This window comes from Thalassolituus sp. (genome assembly GCF_984348125.1).
On the sequence record NZ_CFHJLR010000011.1, the window covers coordinates 35405 to 54790 of the forward strand.

The window sequence follows — 19386 nt, forward strand, 5'->3', positions numbered from 1 at the left end:
GTTAGTCTAATTTTGTTATTATTGAAGGTTAATGGCCCCAATGACCAATTTAACCTCCGGTCAGACATTACCAGCCAGACTTTTGTTCCTGGAAGTGAAAATTAATCTCTTTTGCTAAAACTGACTGTTCACGCTGAATAGCTTGGCCCGGACTGCCCGTCGGTAGTCAGATGGCGCCACGCCCTGCCAACGACGAAAGATGCGCCCGAAATGACTGGCATCACTGAATCCGCACATCTGAGCGATCTCTGCTATTGAGAGGTCACTGTTTTTAAGCCACTCCTTACCAAAACGACACTTGAGATGAAGCAGATACTGCCCCGGGGACTCGCCGGTCACCTTTTTGAAGCGCCGACTCAGCTGCCTAGGGCTTAATCCGGCAATCTCAGAAATCCGGTCCATCGACAGAGGTTCCTGCCAGTGCTGGTGCAACCAACTCTGTGCGAGTGCGATGGCTTCATCAGCGTGCTGTGGGGCTCCTTCAGTAAACACTCTTTTATCGAAGGACATACGGGCTTCGGGAGAGAATTGCCGCTCAACGTAGGCGGCGGTTTCGTTATTAAACAATGTACCGATCAGGTGAATCATCAGGTCAGCGCCTGAATTAATACTGGCTGCGCAATAAATACGCCCTGCCTGCGTCAGCAGGTGATCGCGCTGCAGGCTAACATCCGGAAAATCGTGCTCAAAATCATTCAGAGCATGCCAATGGGTGGTCGCAGCCTGACCATTAAGCAGCCCCGCCTTCGCCAGAAGCCAGGCCCCTGTACCGATACTCATGACAGCCGCACCGCCGGAATAACGCTGCCTGAGCCATTCACAGACAGGGTCTGATGGATCTAACTTTCGTAATGGATTACGCCACATGGCAGGCACGATCACCAGATCGGTCTTACCTACATCCGCCAAAGGCGTTCCACTAACGATCTCGAGCCCACCGATTGGCTGACAATTCTCAGTAACGGACACTGATTCGACATTCAGACTCAATCGCGAACGGCTTTTGGTGCGATGGTAGCTCACCGCGGCATGGAGCATTTCAAGCGGCATTGCCAGGCTGGACAAGAGCATCTGATCGAGCTGCAGAACGCTGACATGAAAGTCAGATCGATTTAGCAAAAACACCTCCAGATTTGCCAAATATGTCTTTTAAATACCACTATACGTCATTTTTATTCTATTCCGAAGAACTGAATCCGGAGCACACTGTGTGGGCACACTCGGGCAAACGCCCAAAACCTTGCTTGATTATATGCCGGAGGCCACTGTGTCTGATTCAACTTACTCTCCTGAAATCACCGATGTAGTGATTGCCGCGTTCGGCGGTATCAACGCCGCTGGGCGTGCCTCTGGCCATCAAGCGTATCGACGGATTATTTACGATGCACTCTCCCCCGTTCAGCAAACAGAACTGCAGAATGAGTTGGCAAATCTGACTGACCAACCACCTCACGAGGTTCTCAATAATTCGCTTGTCCGGGCCTGGGACAAAGACTGCCCTGACCTACGTGGCTGGAATCCCGACGCCATGATTTTCAACGAGATTCAGGAACAAGAAGAAGCTCAAGCGAAAGAATCGAACATAGATAACGGTATAACTTCGACAGATAAAACCACACCCAGCAAAATCTATCGAGAGACCTACAAACGCTGCGATGTGCAAAGCGCTGGTCAGATCCCGACCGGATTTGACGTCGCCAGCCTCTACAACTCGAAACACCACCCTCGCGGATTACAACTGGCGCTGTACGCCGCAGCAGACGCGCTGGGCAACCTGGGTATGAGTGCCGATGACATCAAGCAACACCTCTGCCCCGATGACATTGCCGTTTATATGGGCTCGACGGCGGGTCAGCTAGATATACAGGGGTTCGGCGGCATGTTATGTGCCCCCTTGATGGGCCAGCGCAACACCTCCCGCCAGTTACCAATGGGCATATCCACCATGCCCGCCGACTTTATCAACGCCTACCTGCTTGGTAACGCTGGGGCCACCGGAAGCAACAACGGCGCCTGTGCCAGCTTCCTCTACAACCTGCGGATGGCCCTTGATGATATCCGCAGCGGTCGCCGTAAGCTTGTCCTCACAGGTAACAGCGAAGCGCCGCTCATCCCGGGCATTGTTGAGGGCTTTAATGCGATGGGAGCACTCGCTACGGAAGAGCGCCTGCAAAAACTTGAAGGTCTGAGCAACAATCAACAACCTGAATTTCGCCGTGCTTCCCGACCCTTCGCTCAGAACGTTGGTTTTACTCTGGCAGAGTCGGCTCAGTGCTTCGTGCTCACCAGTCGGGATACCGCGCTCGAGCTTGGGCTGAATATACTCGGGAGTATTGGCGACGTATTTATCCACGCAGATGGCTATAAACGCTCCATCTCGGCACCGGGCATTGGCAACTACATCACCATGGGAAAAGCCATGGCCAGCGCAAAACGTACCCTGAGTAAAACCGCTCTGGGAGACGATGCCCTACAGAAGAGCTTTGTGCAGGCTCACGGCAGCAGCACTCCACAAAACCGTACTACCGAATCAGACATGTTTAACCGGCTTGCCAAAGAGTTTGGCATCAGCAAGTGGCCCGTCTGCGCAGTGAAAGCCCACTTAGGGCACTCCATCTCGGCCGCGTCCGCCGACCAGCTGCTGATGGCCCTGGGATCATGGAACTACGGTGTCCTGCCCGGCATTACCACCGCCAGCGAAATCGCACCCGACGTGCATCAGTCGCATCTGACGATTCCGCTGAGCCACACCAAGGTTTCAGCCGAAGATATCCCGGTCTGTTTTATTAACAGCAAAGGCTTTGGAGGAAACAATGCCAGTGCCTGGGTGCTGAGCGGACAAGCAAGCCGTGAACACCTGAAAACACTCGTCACCGAAGCCGAATGGCACAGCTACATAGCAAGAAATGAGAAGATCAGGGAGAGTCAGCAGCAGTACCTGAGCGCTGTAGCGAAAGAGAACTTACCACTGCCCTACCGCGATAAAGAAGCCCAGCCGGAGCCGGATGATATTGAATTGAGTGCGGAAGGAATGAAATTACCGGGATGGGCTGAAAGAGTAAGATTCTAGATCAAAAAGGAATCACACTTCCGTCCCAATGCAACAAACGCCCGTTCTGTTCAGGCGTCAGCCCTCTCATAACATTGACCAGGCGCTCAGCGGTTTGCTCGCGGGTATACAACTTGCCCTCGGCAATCCCAGCCTGAAACGGCTCTGACAAACGTGAATCCGTAGTGCCCGGGTGCTGAGCCACAACCACACTGCCTGGTGCCTTCCGCGACCACTCAATCGACAGATTACGAATAAACATATTCAGGGCGGCCTTACTCATACGGTAACTGTACCAACCGCCCAAGCCATTATCTTCCATGCTGCCAACCATTGCAGAAAGAGACACCCACTTAATGGGCGACGAACGTTTTACAAGTGGCTCAACGGCTTGTGCGAGATGAATGTGCGTCTGAACGTTTACCAACATGTTCTGCTGAAGCCACTCCATCGACAGCTGTGACAGCGACTTCTCGGGCATATTCCAACCACCGTGCAACAACCCAGTGCCACAGAACACCGCATCCAGTGGCCCACACTTCTCAACGAATGCTTTTACCTGCTCGACGGAAGATGGCTTGGTCAGATCGGCGACACAGTGCGTCGCCGAAGGCTCACCCGACCGGCTCAAGGTGAATACATAATCGCCCTCATCTCGCATTCGCTTGGCGACAGCTTCGGCAATGGCCCCCGATGACCCGGCAATCAACACACGCATTAGCACTCTCCTGAATCCGATCCACAAAAAAGGCGCGATCACCGCGCCTTCATTAATTCAGACTGCCCATTTAGAACGGCACGTCGTCATCAAAATCATTATAGGCCTGAGACGGCGCTGGCTGCTGCTGAGCAAACTGAGGCACATCGTCCATACGCTCCACACGCCACGCCTGCAAACTGGTAAAGCACTTCTCTGGCTTACCCGGCGCATTCCAGAGGCGACCGTTCAGATTGAACTGAACCTTAACCTCATCACCCGGCTGATAGCTGTCCATCAGAGCACACTTATCTTTGATCAACTCAAGAGCCACGTAGTTCGGGTACTCTTCCTTCTCGCCTTCACCGGTCAGTTTGACCACAAACTCACGCTTAGTGAACCCGTTCTGACCGAACGACTGCGTCTCACCGATGGTGTGGATGATTCCCGTAACTTCAAAACCCTTGGCCATGCTGTGCTCCTCGTAAAAGATGGTGTCATTGTAAGGAGGTCAGAAAAGCTTTGAAAGCCCGAAGTTAAACCCAGAATAGGAATAGTCATCTTCTGAAAGATAAGAAATGAACTCGCCATTCACTGTAAGGCCCGGCTTAATACCTGCAGTCACTCCCAAGCCATACGACAGGTCAGTATCGCCATCAGTGGTTTCGCCTTCCGTATCGACGACTTCGGCCCTGAATTCCGCCTTACTCACCCCCAGCAAGCCATAAAGCCGGAAACCAGCGATGTCACTGGTCTGAACCTTGGCAAACCCCGAGAACATATTACCCAAAGAGACATCGACTTCGGTTGTACCTACCTCAGTAGAATCAGCCTCCAGGCCAAAGGCGTAATCCGCTCTCAAGCTGAAGTTATCAATCAAAGGCTTCTCAAGAGAAAGCAGCCCACCAATAGGAGATACGCTATCCGCACCGTCTTCTTCATAGCTACCCACCTGAACAGATGCACCCGCGATCAAACCATGCTCGACGACTGGCCGCTCTGCGTGCGCTACAAATGAAAGTGCAAAGCAACCCGTTACTACTAGTTTCTTATTAATCATACTCAGCCAAAATTATTGTGAAGGATGAATAAAGAGTAGAACGGGTGTTAGGACGTGGCCAAGAGTGGCCGGAAAAGAGCCTGATGAAGTGGCCTAGTTACGAAACTAGTGAAAGCACAGCCCCTTCAGCTCATTTGAGTCGTAAGCAACTTTAAATGCTTCAGAACCATACAAGTTAAACGTCAGCTCATTCTTAAACTTAAAAAGCGGCTCATTCCAACCGTCGGGAAATTCAATTGCGTCAACAGACTGCTTCCACCCGTTTTTTTCTTTGTAACTTACCTTTGCGCCATTTTCTGGCTTCAACTCAAGACAGTTAAAGATAAAAGCAGTCTTCCCATGTAGTTCACAAGTCAAGAACTCACCATTAGCAGTAAGCACATCGTGCAAAGCGTCATAGCCTTTCTGGTTCATCAGCAAAAGGCCCGACTTCCAGAGACTTACATCAGCAAGATCTACGGTGCCTTCATTCTGAAAATACGACAGTTCAATCGGCGACCAGCCTTCTGCGACAGAAAGATTAACCATGGGAAGAAACATTGCCTGTTTCTCGCCGATAGAAGGGTCGAGCACATCAAGGTAATCATCAATATCGAATACGATTGACTGGCACTCAGATACGTCTGTTTCGATACGAAATATCACCACACCTTCAAAAAACTGTTCTCAAGGCTCTTAACCAACGCACTTCGGAAAGCATCATCTCCGAAGAAAAGCCGATACAGTTCCATATCGTCTTTACGCTTATTCAGCATGACTTCTTTCACAATCTTATTTAACGCAAGATTTCGGTTCTGGGGATCGGCGTCATTGAGATACTTATCTTCAAATTCCGGGTGGTTACTCACCCCATCTTTCACGCTTATAAACTTCACCCGCTGTTCTTCAGGGGTTGCGCTCCAATCCTGGAACCAGCGTTCGTTAAACGTGCGGATAATCTCATCCAGCGGATTTTCTTCGCTTTCAGTGCCGTGCCCGCCGCGGGTATTGGGGTTCTGTGGGTCAAGTTCGGTCTCGGATAAATCCAGACCAATAGACTGGCCTAACCTATCACGTTCAAGGCCGTACGAACTTAGATCGACCGAATCCAGCAGCTCGTCGATGGAGTCGGCCTGCGGGTCCTGAAGTTTCAGTTTCGGGATCAGAAATTTTAAGAACCAGAAGAGCTTTTCCCAGTCCGCGACTTCATACGGCATGATGGACGCCATCTGGCTGTATATCTTAACGTACTGCTTCGCTTTGACTTTAAAGTCGACTTTCTGCTGGTGCTCTAACTCCAGCTCATGCTCAAAGCGGGCAGCGGCAACATCAATAATCGGGCTGAGGGTCTGCGCGTCTTCGTTATTGAAATACCGTTTAACGAAGTTCTCCACCTCGAACCACTCATACACACCATAGGCTTCAAGCTCATCTTTGAGGTCGTTCAGTACGTTAATGTCAGTGGCTTCAGACAGCGACGTCGATGTATAAAAATCATCAAAGGCGAGCTTGATGTCATCGACTGAATTGAAGAAATCCAGCACAAACAGGTCTTCGGTTTTCTTACCAAGTTTTGGCGCAGATCGGTTCAGCCGCGACAGAGTCTGAACACATAGTACCGATGTTAATTTCTTATCAACGTACATGGCACTGAGCTTGGGCTGGTCAAATCCCGTCAGGTATTTGTTTGCAACCACCAGAATACGGTATTCATCGGTGTCGAACTTGTCTTTCGTCTCGCCTTCGCCAAAGCCATTTATATCGGCTTCGGTGTATTCAATGCCGTCCACTTCTTTTGTTCCAGAGAAGGCAATAACCGCCTTAAACGGATTACCACGCAACGCCAACTGGCGGCTGATGGCTTTGTAGTAACGGATAGCGGCTTCAATGTTCTGAGTTACCACCATGCCTTTCGCTTTGCCTTTGAGCTTTTTGGTGTTCACCACCTGCTCGGTAAAGTGATCGAGCATAATCTCGGCTTTAATATCAATCGTCTGCTGACTGCGTTCAACATAGGCTCTGAGCTTCTTCTGCGCCTTAACCGTATCGAATATCGGGTTTTCAGCTATCGACTTGGTAATCTCGTAGTAACTGCGATAGGTGGTGTAATTTGCCAGCACATCGAGAATAAACCCTTCTTCGATGGCCTGCTTCATTGAATACAGGTGAAACGGCTTGAAGGTGCCGTCTGGCTGCTTTTCACCAAACTTTTCAAGGGTGATGTTCTTGGGAGTTGCGGTAAACGCCAGATACGAGGCATTAGTACGGCGTTTGCGTGAGCGAATCGCCTCGATGATCTTGTCCTGAATATCGTCAGGCTCTTCTGAACCATCAACACCCATCGCCTGATTCATTTTGCCGTGGGCACTGCCCGACTGCGAGCTGTGCGCCTCGTCGATAATAACCGCAAAGCGCTTCTCACTCAGGTCTTCAATACCGTCGACGATAAACGGAAACTTCTGAATCGTCGTGATAATGATTTTTTTGCCGGCCTCAAGAGCCGCCTTAAGGTCCGCCGATTTCTGCGCCGGGGCGACAATGTTCTTAACCTCGGCAAACTCTTTGATATTGTCGCGCAGCTGTTTATCGAGCAGGCGGCGATCTGTCACCACAATTACCGAGTCAAACAGGGGTTGCTCTATGCTGCGGCCATTCGCAGCCTCGGCAGTTTCCGGGTAAGCCTCAATCAACTGGTACGCTGCCCAGGTAATCGAGTTTGACTTGCCCGAACCGGCAGAATGCTGAATCAGATACGTCTTACCCACACCATTAACCGCAGCATCTTTCACCAGCTTTCGTACCACATCTAACTGGTGATAACGGGGGAAGAACAAGGTGCGTTTATTCAGTGGCGTACTTGCAGTGCCATCTAAGCGAACAAAATGCTGAATAATGTTGGCCAGGCTTTCTTTGGTGAATACTTCTTCCCACAGGTAGGCCGTTTTATGACCATTCGGGCTAGGCGGATTCCCCTGCCCAAAGTTATGGCCCTTGTTAAACGGCAGGAAGAAAGTGCTTTTACCGGCGAGCTTAGTGGTCATATAGACTTCGTCGGTATCGACCGCCATATGCACCAGACAACGACCAAACTGCAGCAACGGCTGGCTGGTATCACGATCTTCACGATACTGCTTCTGGCCGTGGTAACGCGCTGTCTGACCGGTCCAGGCGTTTTTAAGCTCCATCGTAATCAGCGGGATACCGTTGAGGAAGATTACGATATCAATCTCTTCCCTGGGGTTTGCCAGCGAATAACGCAACTGACGGGTACAACTGAAAATATTGGTAGCGAACTGTTCTTTGACCTTATCGCTGCTGCTGGCCAGCGGTGCGGGATACATCAGGTGAAACTGGGCATCATCCACCTGTAGGCCTTTCTTCAACAGATGCAGAATGCCATGTTTTTTGATCAGACGATCAAAGCGCTCGAGTATCTTACGCTGCCAGTCAGTCGGGTTATGCTTTTGCAGCCTGGCCAGCGTATCCGCCTGCGTTGCTTCAAGGAATTGCCAGAAGAACTTGGTATCCAGCGCGTACTGAGCATCGAAATCGGTGGGCACACCCATCTTAAAGCCATTGTCGCCCACCATCGCTTTGGCAGGTGTTTCAGCCAAACTGCCCGCGTCACGGACAGCCTCGGTGGTCATACCTGTAAGTGCCTGTTCTATCGCTGCTTCAAGTGCCTGCTCGTTCGTCTTACTGGCCATCAATACTCCCTGATTTGTAGTGCTCGCACAGTAGTTTTAGCATTTTCCGCTGATGCTTCTCTACCTGTTCCGTGTTCCAGGTTCGCCCAGCCTCCTCATACGCACGATATATCTGGCGCAGCTTCATAGAATCAATGCCCGGCTTGTTAATGAAGTCATCCATCTTCTTACCCACCGTCTGATTGCCATACGACGAATTCTCGCCCGGGCTAAGCAGAACCAGGTTTCCGAACGCATTCAACGGGTCGCCTTCGCCGCCCAGTTTGCGTTTAAACTCTTCATGCTGAGGGTGAACATGCTCTACGGAGTTCTTTGAGGTGATTCGATATCGTCTGATTCTATCGAGATCACCCGATTCCTCTTCGATAGCTGCTTTCCACAAGACGTACTCCAGCTTCTGGAACCAGTAGTGTTCAAACGATGTGCCCTTTGACTCACTAAGATATTCTTCCTGACTGGCCCAGTTCTTTACATCAACAGGCAGTCCTTTAGCTAGCGTAAAGCTTGCAACCTTTTGCGTGTCTTCAGCTAACGACAGTTGATTATCAATGCTTTCGAGAAGCTGCACCACCTGCTCATAGCTTTGTTCTGGTGCAGCAACCAACTGAGCAAGTAATGCGGTTAACCAATATTGGGCGGATCTGTCACCTGTAAAGTTAAGAACAGACTGCAACTGTGCCAGTAAACCCACATCACGGATTGAACGGGATATATAGAACTTACCCGACGACTTTGATCGACTCAGGTTAGTCAGTCTGAGCTGGCGATCGTTCCTGTCGGTGTGCTCAACCCACTTAACCACCCAGGTATCAAACTGATACCGTACCTGCCATAGCAACTCAACAAATGCCTTGATCTCCGCTTCTGGGCTATCGACCAGAACCTCGAAGCAGGCCATAAGATTACCGGCTTTAATTCGCGGCTCCAGGTCGGGTCGGTCATTGCATGCACAGAAGATACGAAGCGTATGAATAAGCAAGAGCTCGAAGCTGACTATCGCCTCACAATACACAGCGGCTTTATCACCCTCCTTATCTAAAGCTACGCCATCTTCGGTATCGTCTGAGTTTTTGCCGCTTATATGCTCGCCTTGCGCAGTTTCGAAGCTACTTCCTGGCTTTTGTGAGTTATCACGACGCTCGGTTGTAGCAGCAAGCTTCGTAGCATCTTCGAACAGCTCCAGCAGCGACATGGATGAGCTATTATCTGTGCCATGCTGACCATCAGCGCCTTCGCTTGCCACAAAAAACTCACGCCTGAACTTACTTAAATCTTTGTATTCGATTGTGCTCCAGTCTGCATTAGGAAATAGCTGGCGCAGGTTACGCTCAAAGTAATTATCCTGATGTTCACACGCCTGCCAGATCAGGCTATACAGAGCTTTCTCAGTTTTGATCTTCTTGAACAGCTTTGCCTTCAACAGATCGACCGGCTCAAGCTGTATGCCTGCGGTGTTCATACTGGCAAACAAGCGATTCAAGTCGAGGTTCTGAGGCACGATATTGTTTACCCAGTGAACCTGCCGATAAATATAGTTGGCCAGCGCTCTGGCCGTGACTTCAGCGTGCGCATCACCCGAGTCAGTTTCGTCACTCTTTTCGAACCCACCTTTTTTAAGCCCCTGAACTTTCTGAATAAAGAACTTCAGGTTGGCATGGATATGCCGCAAGTATTCATCCGAATCAATCGCGTCAATGCCCGGTTTCGTTACTTCAAGCCCTGCAGCACTGCCTACCAGGTTCTGAACGGACTCTCTGATTTCAAATGTGAGGCGTGGCTTCTTTTCGATAACAGCTGCTTTTTCAAGGTCGCATTCAACCCCGGCCGCCCTGAATGCCAGAGCAATCAGGGTTAGTGTGGTAGTGCGCTGCTGACCATCTATCAACTCATAAACAGATGACTTGTCTTCAGGCTCTTTTTCCTTGGCAGTCACCCGTGCTGACAGGGTCGTACCAATAAAATATTCAGACTCGCTCGCCTTATAAGCATTGACGATATCGTCCCAAAGCCTGGCGGCGTCATCCTGACTCCACACGTACGGCCTCTGGTACGAAGGAATCGAAAACGAGATACCCTGCTCGACGACTGATGCAAGATTCAACAGCTCAGCCTGAACTGCAGCCTGTTCGTGCACTGTAGCTTCTGCCGTCATACTAACTCCCTTATTTTCCGTGACAGCGCATCCGCAAACTGCGTTTTGTAATCATCCTCCGACAGAGTTAGACCAAAAACTTTAACAACCTCGTTCATATAGCGCCGCTTGATGCTTTTCTTATCGAGATTGCTTGGATCGACTTCCAGCTTAAAGTCATCAAACCGAGCAAAGCATTGCTCTGGTGTAAAGCTCATAACAATCCAGTCCAGTACCGGATAATCTTTAACAAACGCCGGAACAGAGTTTTCGCGTACGGCCTTCTGGTTACTCACCCGACGGGAATACACGACACGAAAAATTTTCTTTGCGGCAGCCGTGAGCTTCTCTTCACCAAACTGGCTGATATAAAGCAATAAACAGGATTCAAATAAGTCCTGCAGATAGCCACAGCCCTTCTGTCGTTTGAGCCAGGCAATAAACTCACTGTACCCCTGAACATGGACAGACTCAGGAGACTGCCAGTAGCGCTGGTACAGTCGCTGAAAATACTCGACATAGTGAATAGTATTGGTGCCGGCATTCAGTGGCTGGCGCATGTCATAGCCCTGGCCAGGAGTACTCATGCTGATAACACCAGAATGTGTGATGACACGCTTCATACGGCCATAAGAGATATCGACACCCGCATTACCGGTTTTCGATGCCAGTTCATTGACCACCGTATCCCTGATCTGGGGCTTCTGGTTATGGCGCGGCAGGTCGCACCAGCCAATCCTCTGCCAATAACGCCCTCGCAGAATCGCCAATACTGACTTATTCAGGTTGCCTAAGCTCTCCCATTTCAGTGCGTAGTCCTTTAAATAAGCGCGATCAACTGCACGCAAATGATGCGCCTTGATGATGTCAGGTCCGGATAAGCGCACACCGCCGGTATTCTGAGTTTCGAAAAAGCGATAGGCGTCGTCCTCAGACTGAGTGACTACTAAGCTGAACTGAAGCTCGCTCAAGTTAACAGTGCGCTTCAGTTCTTCAATATCCTGTTCTTTCAGCCAGGTTATATTCTTGACCACGTTATTCTGACTGATCGGATGCTCAAGGCTTAGGCTTCCGGCCTGCAATCGATTCTCACCCAACACCAGAGCCAACAAAGCGAGTGTGGTAATTCGCTGCTGGCCATCAATGATATTCAGATGGCTGGTATGACCTGCATCAGCAGGAGTATGTGCCTGGTGCAGAATCAGGCTGCCCAGATAATACGGAAGGTCAGGTGTTCGCTGCTTGTGCGCTTGTATATCCGACAACAGATTTTCAAGCTGTTGCGCACCCCAGCGGTAGGGTCGCTGATACTCAGGGATGGTCAAACGCCCACAAATAGCCAAGCCTTCGCTGCATTTTAGCGATGGTGATTCAGCAGTGCTTTGAGAGCCAAGCGCAGCGGAAAACAGCTCTGCGCCGGTGCAGGTCGCGACCTGAATGCTATTGGTATCTTCCATGACGCTATCCTTAAGCGAAATCGTGTTGGCGCAAAGCGTCAGCAGCTTGTTGTAACGGTTGCTTTATCGCCTTTTCAAGGCGGGTCATGTGTTCAAGGTGCCACGCTGAAAATTCTGGCCACTGTTCTTTGTTAAAGCCTTCAGCGGGGTGCGAAAACTGGATGCGGCAGGATTTTTTGCCTTCAAGGCGCAACCACTCCAGTGGTTCGCCGAAGGCGTCTTCAATAGTGCTCTGTTGCTTTAACAGCTCATCGAAGATAAAGGTATTTTCTTCAGCGCTGGCGCGGCTGATCCAGAGTTCGACTCTCAACTCTTTCTGATTAAAGATCAGGTTGTAAGTACAACCAGAAAGGCCTGAGCCCGCGCTGAGCCAGTGGTCTTTACTGGCGCTGATGTTGTCGTAAAGATTACAGCGGCTGTTACGGAAGAGATCGAGCGCACGCTCCCAGTATTCACGACGAACGGTATAGCGATGACGGGCGACGACTTCGGTGTTCTTTTCGTCGGCTTCTTTGGCACTGATGCCAATCATGAGTTCTTTGGCTTCGGGCGGTGGAATAATCTGGTCGATATTGATCAGCAGTTGCTCGCCCAAGGCATACGGTGTGACTTTAAAGCACTGTACGTTTAAACCCTGCTGCAATAACCAGAGTGCGGTGCTGGTGACTTCTTTACGGAAGTTCGCTGCTACCAGCATCAAGCGCTGGCTGTTGCCCTGATTGAGTTTGATTTCATCCAGATCGGGCGCTTCAAGAAACTCACAGATTCGGGTTGCGGCATCCTGTCTGTTTTCTTGCGTGGGTTGGCCAGGGTGAGCAAGTGGGTGAGCAAGAATGTCACTCGTTTCTGTCGTAGGGTTAATCTGAGAAGAGTAACGATGCAGATACTGCTGATACACCTCAACGATCTGGGCCTTGGTTAAACTCGCACAATAAGACGCGTATTTCAGTGCCTGCCAGACCACATCGCGGCCACTATCGTCGAGTTTGTTTTCAATAATCACCAGGTTGCCGGCTTTATCCAGCGCCAGCAGGTCTAAGCGCTCGCGCGTGTCATCGAAGCCGTCGAACTCTTTCTGGATAATCAGTAACTCTTCACCTAAGGCATCGGGCTGGTGTGCCAGCCACTCCTGCAAATGCTTGCGCTCGGTAAAGCCCAGTTCACTGAAGGTTTTAATCTTTACCGGGCTGATACGATTGGTCTGGTGATTAACAGTAAACATAGGGCATCCTTGCTCTTACGCGACCATTTCCGGGGTGATACGGATTTTGCCGGTGACGGCGCTATTGATCAGCGTGGTTTTGTATTCTTTGAGTTTGGTGATTTGATTGAGTTGTACAGAGATTGAAGAATCAATCCTTGCACCTATTTTTTCTAGATACTCATATATTATGAGTTGCTCCTCAGAAGAAGGTAAAACGACGGGGAGATCTTTAAGAAGCTCTTGACTTAATGATGCCCGGATAACCAAGTTCATTTCTCGAACGAAGTACTGTCTCATTAAATCGGAATTAAAATAGAACCTAGAAAACTCTTTAGTTAGCTCGTCTGAACTTGGTCTAAAACGGATAAGGAATCCTGCAAACGTGGCGTTTTCAATGGTTTTAAAACATACCGAGGCGAATCCAATTTCATCAACTGTTTCTGATGTTCTTGTAAAGAATACATCTCCAGTATTAACCGAATACAATTTCTGATCATTCAGTGTGGATTTAGCAAGCCCTTCAACTGAAGCAGGCAACATCCTATTTTTGTACACATCGCCATAACTTACGAAAGGAAACCCTTCTCCAAAGTATTCAGCACCTGCGCTAATTCCATTTTGAGTTTCTCCTAAGTACCTCAATTTTTTTACTTCCCAATGCGCCGGTATCTCGCCAATCCAATCGACACCGGAGTCTTTTATCGGCACATCCGGGTCAAGGCCCTGGGTCACGGCTTTCTGAATGATGATCTGTTTGCGTTCTTTCAGCAGCGCGATCTGCTGCTCTTTGATGGCGATGGCTTCGTCGATCTGGGCGGTTTTCTGGTCGAGGAAGTTGGCGATCAGGGTTTGTTCTTCGAGAGAAGGATAAAACAATAAAGTCCGCTTCAACTGTGGCCAATACAAGTTTCTCTGTATCGTACCTACGCCTTTCGAGCACACTAAATAGTTGGCTACCATGGCGCCATCCCGAAATAGATAATTTCCAAATTCAGGAGAAATATCTTGAGATATAGATAAAATTAAATATGCAGGGCTTACAATACCTCTATACTTCGATATACCAACAGATCCTCTCCATGCTTGCTGATTATTCAAAACGAAGTCGCCGGGTTCAACCAACTGATACTTACTCAAATCCAAACTAGTTACATTAGTTCGTTTTGCATCGACTTCATCAAATTTGATAACTCCCCTATCAAGATACACTGAGAGCAATTCTTCATTTTCATTATTTGAAACTGATTTCAAATTTGATTTTGCACAAAGAGGATAACTTTTCCAGTGAGAAGGAACCTCCCCCAGCCACTCGACCCCGGAATCTTTATACGCCTCGTATGTCGGCATCTTTGCTATAGCATCCATACTTATCCCTGCACCTGCTCTACATCGACACCCAAAATTTGAGCAATCAAGCCTTCGGCTTTCTGTTCCAGCGCGATAATGTCGTTGGCGACTTCATCTAATGATCGCAGCGGCTTGTGGCGGTAGAAGTATTTGTTAAAGCTGATCTCGTAGCCGATTTTGACAGAATCAAGGTTGATCCAGGCTTCGCTGACATGGGGTTTTACTTCGTCGAGGAAGTACTGGTGAATCACACCCGCGTTGTCACTTTGTGAGCCTGACAGCGGTATGGATTCGCTGTCGCGCAGGTCGCTGCTGGAATCAAAAGTGACGTATTCGTTTTCTAACTCAGATGGGTAGTAACCAAAGTCAGGCAACTGATGTCGCTCGCAGCCCAGATGTTCAAGCAGGTCGGTGAGTTTATCGCCTTTGAGTTTGACGATCTTTTTAATGACTTTTTCGGCGCGTTCGTCGTACCAGCTGACGGCATTGAGGATGGCGTTTTTCTCGCTGGCGCTGAGCTTGATGCCGCCCTGCTTCAGGTTGAAATCAATCTGATCTTTAAAGCGGTTAAAGTCGTAGTACGTCTCTTCGCCCATGGCCTGCATCAAGGTAGTGGCGTTGTCGTGCAGGGCTTTCAGGCCTTGCCACACTTTTACGTCGAGCAGTTTGGTTTTTGCTTTGGCATTAAGGCTGATGTCGTTGTCTTCGCACCAGTTGATGACGGCTTTGTCGATGCTTTTTAAGAAGCTCTGTTTGCCGTCTTTGCCGTGGCCTTTGACTTCGTACACCAGATCGCCGTATTCGTTGTAGAGGTGTTCCATCACGTCGGCGATCTGTTTATCAAAACGTAGCCCCGCAATGCGCTCGGTACTGAATTGAGCGGCGCGGCGATCCGGGCGCTCGATGGTGATTTTGTAGTAGCCGAAGTCGCTGTTGTTAAACACCTGGCTGGCGAGGCCGGTTGGGTCGCCATTTGTGTCCAGTTCACGCTCAATAGCCGCGCATTGCAGATAGGTGCGGGTAATCTCGTCGATATGTTCTGGCGAGAACTCACAGTTTTTGTTGCCGAGGTTTTTACGCAGTTTGCGGTACAGCAGGCTGGCGTCGATCAGTTGCACTTTGCCCCGGCGCGATGCCGGTTTGTTGTTGTTCAGCAGCCAGATGTAGGTGGTAATACCTGTGTTGTAGAACAGGTTGTTGGGCAACTGCACAATGGCATCGAGCCAGTCGTTCTCGATGATGTAGCGGCGGATGTTGCTTTCGCCGCCACCGGCGTCGCCGGTAAACAGGCTGGAGCCATTATGCACCGAGGCAATACGGGTGCCGTTGGTGTTGCCCGGGTCTTTCATCTTGCTGACCATTTCCATCAGAAACAGCAGCTGGCCATCGCTGGAGCGCGGTGTGGCGTCGCAGTCTTCGGCGACGCCCCAATAGTTATTGAGCTTAATTTTAAAGCGCGGGTCGATGACGTCGCTGCCGTCTTTGATGTGCTTCTGCTCTGAGGCCCAGCTTTTGCCGTAAGGCGGGTTAGAGAGCATAAAGTCAAAGCGCAGTGTGGCGAATTCGTCGGTCGACAGGGTTGAGCCGACTTTGATGTTCTCGGGGTTGTTGCCCTTGATCATCATGTCTGACTTACAGATGGCGTAGGTTTCGTCGTTGATTTCTTTGCCGAACAGGTAGATATCGCGCTTTGAGCCCGTGGTCGGGTATTTTTCTTCGATAAAGTTCTGCGATTCGGTGAGCATACCGCCGCTGCCGCAGGCCGGGTCGTAGACGGTGATGGTGAGCGGCAGGTTGTCTTTGATGGGGTCAAAGACTAAGTGGGTCATGAGTTCGATCACTTCACGCGGGGTAAAGTGCTCACCGGCCTCTTCGTTGTTTTCTTCGTTGAACTTGCGGATCAGTTCTTCAAACACATAGCCCATGCCTAGATTCGACAGCGCCGGGAGTTTGTAACCATCGGGGTCGGTGGTGTCGTGTGGGGTCAGGTTGATTTTGGGTGAGACGAACTTCTCGACCACATCAAGCAGTACGTCTTTGTTGGCCATGTGCTGGATTTTGCTTTTCAGCTCGAAGCGCTCGATGATTTCCTGCACATTGCTGCTGAAGCCGTTTAAGTACTCGTCAAAGTTGGCGAGCAGTATCTGGCGGTTGTTGGTGGCCGTGTTGTAGAGGCTGGTGAGCGTCCATTTGGAGACGTTGTAGAACACATAGCCTGAGGCCTGCTTGAGTGGTTCGTCGTCCAGCTCGGTGGCGTCCATCTCTTCTTTCTGGAAACGCACTTCATCGAGTACGGCCTGCTTGGATGGCTCTAACAGGGTGTCTAAGCGGCGCAGTACAACCATGGGCAGGATGACGTCGCGGTATTTGCCACGGACATAGACATCACGCAGACAGTCGTCGGCGATGCTCCAGATGAAGGAGACGAGTTTGTTGTGTACGGAGTGGTCCATGGGTGTTCCTGCAAACCTTGTAACTCTGAAAACGATTAAGCAGGTGATGTCGCGTCCCTGCTGGTGTAGGGCGTATCGTACCAGACCCAATGATCTGAGTAAGTGGCAATTGGCGCGGTTGGCTCACCCTGAAACGCTAGCTCTAACCCTCAAGGTAGATCAGGTAACCTTCGAGGCCTGCGAGGGCAAAATGGGTCGATAACGAACAAACACAGAGAAAGGCTGTGCTGTACCCTACAGTGAAGAGAATCTTCCAGTTAGTTGTCGCTCCAGTGGTTAACCTTACGGTTCGCCAGAGAAAGATTAAGCCACTCAACGCCAAGACAGCGATATACGCGATGATGACAAGCGCAAGCCCCAGGTACAATAAACCGGCATGACTGTATCCATTCTGAATCGCGTGCTTTATGGAACCTCCAATCGCAACCAGAAAAACCGCCCAGAACCCCACTCGACTGAAATGATCAGTAAGAGTGTTGAACGTTAATTTGAGTGGTTGATCGATTTCCAGAAACTCTCCCCACTTACTTGAAGTTTCACCAATCATCCAGGCCAAAGGCCGGATGAGTACAAGCAGCGCCAAAAGGATCGTTAGTAATGCAATTCCTTTGATCCAAGGTAAGGGAATGACCAGAAACGCGATAAAGAAAGCCAATGAGATACTTACTAAAATTGGCCATAACAATAGCTTTGAGAGTACTTGAAGTGATTGAGCCATATGGAGTCCATTTCCGATAACGCATTATGTGGTTTTGGCCTATGTCCTGTTATTGATCAAGGGGCGACAACTTCAAAAGCCTGAATAAGTGATCAGGCGAACCAACGGTCGTACGCAATATAGCCCCCCCAGAATGCCAACATGCCGAACATCCAGATCAGTACCAGGATAAGACTGATGTACAGAACTTTGGCGTAAGTAATGAGCCACGAGGGAACGTCTCGATATGCGTCGGTCAGGCCACGCACTCTCCCTGATGACGGCGAAGCCAGCAAACGAATAAACATTACGTTACGGATCAGGTTTGAAGGAAAACCTGAAAATATGATGACCTCTGCCGAGCGGAAATATGGCGGGCAAAAGTATTTTTCCAGAAAGGCCTTCGGCGTAGCTAGCAGGAAGCCGACCGATATCATTGTCCATATCCAGAATGCTGCAAACGAGTACATCATAAGGAGGAAAGCTTGCTCCATCATCACCTGCGACATATCGAACCAACCCCTGTGCCCGAAACAAAATCTACCTTTGCCCCTGTAAGATCATAAGCTGCTCTTGCGCCTTTCCCAGCTAAGTAACCCGCTGCAACTGTACCTGCAGCCAAGACAATAGCTGTCCCCCACCCCACTGGATTTGATATCAAAAACAAGCCTACAGCATAACTTCCCGCGGCACCGATGGTCGTGCTTGCAAGAGTTTCAATAAATATCTCATTCTTCTTTTTATTACTATCCGCATCCGCTATCTGAACACAAGAAGCAGCCACACCAACGCCTGTCAGTACGATCCCGCCATGTTTCGCCATCGCCGCAAGCTTCCTTAGTTGTTGGGTATTTGCTGCAATATTCGCCGTTGCCGGTACAGCACCGCCCCGCGCTATCCGAATAACCTCATGCGGAGTTTTCTTTCCGTAGAGTACTTTCTCGAATGGGCCGATGTTTTTGCGAAACTGGTCAAGGGTCAGCTTGCGCTGATAGTCATACTGACCTTTGGTGAGTTTTCCTGACTTGTAGTCAGCGTAAAGCTCACTCACTTTGTCGATCAGGCCGATGTTGCCGCCACTAAGGAGGTTGCCCTGGCCTCCCAGTGCGACACTTCCGGGAAGGGTCAGATAATTCGCATTACTTGCTAACCAACTCAACGCATAGAAGTCGGGGTCACTGTCGCGAGGGACTGAACTTAAAATCTGTGGAGCGGGAGCTTTAAACAGTTTTGGCTGGTTCTCTTGAGGAGCAAGACACATCTGCGGCCCAGCAGACGCTTCCAGGACAAGCAAATCTCCAGCAGTTATTCGATCAGGGTTCGAGATGTGAGGGTTTAGTTCCATTATACCGGTGACACGTCGTTTGTATTCGCTGGAACCAAAATTAACGTCGTAAAACTGAGAAAGGATGAATGAAAGTGTATCGCCCGGTTTTACCCGGTATTCGAGATATTGAATTGGTTGCTGCGCTACGGACACTTACAAATCCTTTTGTTCGATAAGTTTGGCCAGACTATACCTTACATGGGTATTTTCGCGAATAGCCTTCGGCTGATTCACTCCCACAATCGGCATAGTGACCTTCTCGCATAGCCAGGCAAGCT

15 protein-coding genes are annotated in these 19386 nt (G+C 49.8%); 1 reads left to right on the top strand and 14 read right to left on the bottom strand.

From position 1 onward, the window contains the following. Positions 1 to 114: 114 nt before the first annotated feature. Positions 115 to 1119, bottom strand: coding sequence for a GlxA family transcriptional regulator (locus tag AC5E51_RS09405; protein ID WP_491778479.1), 1005 nt, complete (start codon positions 1117 to 1119; stop codon positions 115 to 117). Positions 1120 to 1267: 148 nt separating this feature from the next. Between AC5E51_RS09405 and AC5E51_RS09410 the strand changes: the two genes are divergently transcribed. After that, a complete protein-coding gene (locus AC5E51_RS09410) occupies positions 1268 to 3070 on the top strand; it encodes a beta-ketoacyl synthase (protein ID WP_491778480.1) in 1803 nt (600 codons plus the stop codon). 1 nt (position 3071) lies between these two features. Here AC5E51_RS09410 and AC5E51_RS09415 read toward each other — a convergent pair whose 3' ends face one another. From AC5E51_RS09415 to AC5E51_RS09475, 13 genes are all read right to left on the bottom strand, one after another. Then, entirely contained in the window at positions 3072 to 3767 is a 696-nt protein-coding gene (locus AC5E51_RS09415; protein ID WP_491778481.1) for an SDR family NAD(P)-dependent oxidoreductase, read from the bottom strand. A gap of 70 nt (positions 3768 to 3837) precedes the next feature. Continuing rightward, positions 3838 to 4218, bottom strand: a complete 381-nt coding sequence (locus AC5E51_RS09420) for a DUF3127 domain-containing protein (RefSeq protein WP_491778482.1) — start codon at positions 4216 to 4218, stop codon at positions 3838 to 3840. A gap of 39 nt (positions 4219 to 4257) precedes the next feature. Beyond that, entirely contained in the window at positions 4258 to 4806 is a 549-nt protein-coding gene (locus AC5E51_RS09425; protein ID WP_491778483.1) for an outer membrane beta-barrel protein, read from the bottom strand. A gap of 105 nt (positions 4807 to 4911) precedes the next feature. Beyond that, the gene (locus tag AC5E51_RS09430; RefSeq protein WP_491778484.1) at positions 4912 to 5451 is read right to left on the bottom strand and encodes a hypothetical protein; all 540 of its coding nucleotides are present in this window, start codon (positions 5449 to 5451) and stop codon (positions 4912 to 4914) included. After that, the gene (locus tag AC5E51_RS09435) at positions 5448 to 8492 is read right to left on the bottom strand and encodes a type I restriction endonuclease subunit R (RefSeq protein WP_491778485.1); all 3045 of its coding nucleotides are present in this window, start codon (positions 8490 to 8492) and stop codon (positions 5448 to 5450) included. Before AC5E51_RS09435 ends, AC5E51_RS09430 begins: the two co-directional genes overlap by 4 nt. After that, complete coding sequence (locus AC5E51_RS09440) at positions 8482 to 10644, bottom strand: DUF262 domain-containing protein (RefSeq protein ID WP_491778486.1); 2163 nt, start codon at positions 10642 to 10644, stop codon at positions 8482 to 8484. The genes AC5E51_RS09435 and AC5E51_RS09440 overlap by 11 nt, the downstream gene beginning before the upstream one ends. Beyond that, positions 10641 to 12080, bottom strand: coding sequence for a DUF262 domain-containing protein (locus tag AC5E51_RS09445; RefSeq protein WP_488046128.1), 1440 nt, complete (start codon positions 12078 to 12080; stop codon positions 10641 to 10643). The genes AC5E51_RS09440 and AC5E51_RS09445 overlap by 4 nt, the downstream gene beginning before the upstream one ends. A gap of 10 nt (positions 12081 to 12090) precedes the next feature. Beyond that, positions 12091 to 13302, bottom strand: a complete 1212-nt coding sequence (locus AC5E51_RS09450; protein ID WP_491778487.1) for a DUF4268 domain-containing protein — start codon at positions 13300 to 13302, stop codon at positions 12091 to 12093. A gap of 15 nt (positions 13303 to 13317) precedes the next feature. Then, positions 13318 to 14649 (bottom strand): restriction endonuclease subunit S, encoded by a 1332-nt coding sequence (locus AC5E51_RS09455; protein WP_491778488.1) that lies wholly within the window; start codon positions 14647 to 14649, stop codon positions 13318 to 13320. A gap of 2 nt (positions 14650 to 14651) precedes the next feature. Beyond that, a complete protein-coding gene (locus AC5E51_RS09460; RefSeq protein WP_491778489.1) occupies positions 14652 to 17084 on the bottom strand; it encodes a type I restriction-modification system subunit M in 2433 nt (810 codons plus the stop codon). A gap of 142 nt (positions 17085 to 17226) precedes the next feature. Beyond that, positions 17227 to 17802 carry a hypothetical protein gene (locus tag AC5E51_RS09465; RefSeq protein WP_488046124.1) on the bottom strand — a complete coding sequence of 192 codons (576 nt, stop codon included), beginning with the start codon at positions 17800 to 17802 and terminating at the stop codon, positions 17227 to 17229. Between the two features lie 92 nt (positions 17803 to 17894). Then, complete coding sequence (locus tag AC5E51_RS09470) at positions 17895 to 18290, bottom strand: hypothetical protein (RefSeq protein ID WP_491778490.1); 396 nt, start codon at positions 18288 to 18290, stop codon at positions 17895 to 17897. Further along, positions 18278 to 19261 (bottom strand): LysM peptidoglycan-binding domain-containing protein, encoded by a 984-nt coding sequence (locus AC5E51_RS09475; RefSeq protein WP_491778491.1) that lies wholly within the window; start codon positions 19259 to 19261, stop codon positions 18278 to 18280. Before AC5E51_RS09475 ends, AC5E51_RS09470 begins: the two co-directional genes overlap by 13 nt. Positions 19262 to 19386: the final 125 nt, after the last annotated feature.

Excerpts from the sequence above, each read along its gene's own strand:
- AC5E51_RS09460 (WP_491778489.1), bottom strand. The coding sequence starts at position 17,084 with ATGGACCACTCCGTACACAACAAACTCGTCTCCTTCATCTGGAGCATC.
- AC5E51_RS09420 (WP_491778482.1), bottom strand. The coding sequence starts at position 4,218 with ATGGCCAAGGGTTTTGAAGTTACGGGAATCATCCACACCATCGGTGAG.
- AC5E51_RS09415 (WP_491778481.1), bottom strand. The coding sequence starts at position 3,767 with ATGCGTGTGTTGATTGCCGGGTCATCGGGGGCCATTGCCGAAGCTGTC.
- AC5E51_RS09450 (WP_491778487.1), bottom strand. The coding sequence starts at position 13,302 with ATGTTTACTGTTAATCACCAGACCAATCGTATCAGCCCGGTAAAGATT.
- AC5E51_RS09435 (WP_491778485.1), bottom strand. The coding sequence starts at position 8,492 with ATGGCCAGTAAGACGAACGAGCAGGCACTTGAAGCAGCGATAGAACAG.
- AC5E51_RS09440 (WP_491778486.1), bottom strand. The coding sequence starts at position 10,644 with ATGACGGCAGAAGCTACAGTGCACGAACAGGCTGCAGTTCAGGCTGAG.
- AC5E51_RS09425 (WP_491778483.1), bottom strand. The coding sequence starts at position 4,806 with ATGATTAATAAGAAACTAGTAGTAACGGGTTGCTTTGCACTTTCATTT.
- AC5E51_RS09470 (WP_491778490.1), bottom strand. The coding sequence starts at position 18,290 with ATGTCGCAGGTGATGATGGAGCAAGCTTTCCTCCTTATGATGTACTCG.
- AC5E51_RS09445 (WP_488046128.1), bottom strand. The coding sequence starts at position 12,080 with ATGGAAGATACCAATAGCATTCAGGTCGCGACCTGCACCGGCGCAGAG.
- AC5E51_RS09455 (WP_491778488.1), bottom strand. The coding sequence starts at position 14,649 with ATGGATGCTATAGCAAAGATGCCGACATACGAGGCGTATAAAGATTCC.
- AC5E51_RS09465 (WP_488046124.1), bottom strand. The coding sequence starts at position 17,802 with ATGGCTCAATCACTTCAAGTACTCTCAAAGCTATTGTTATGGCCAATT.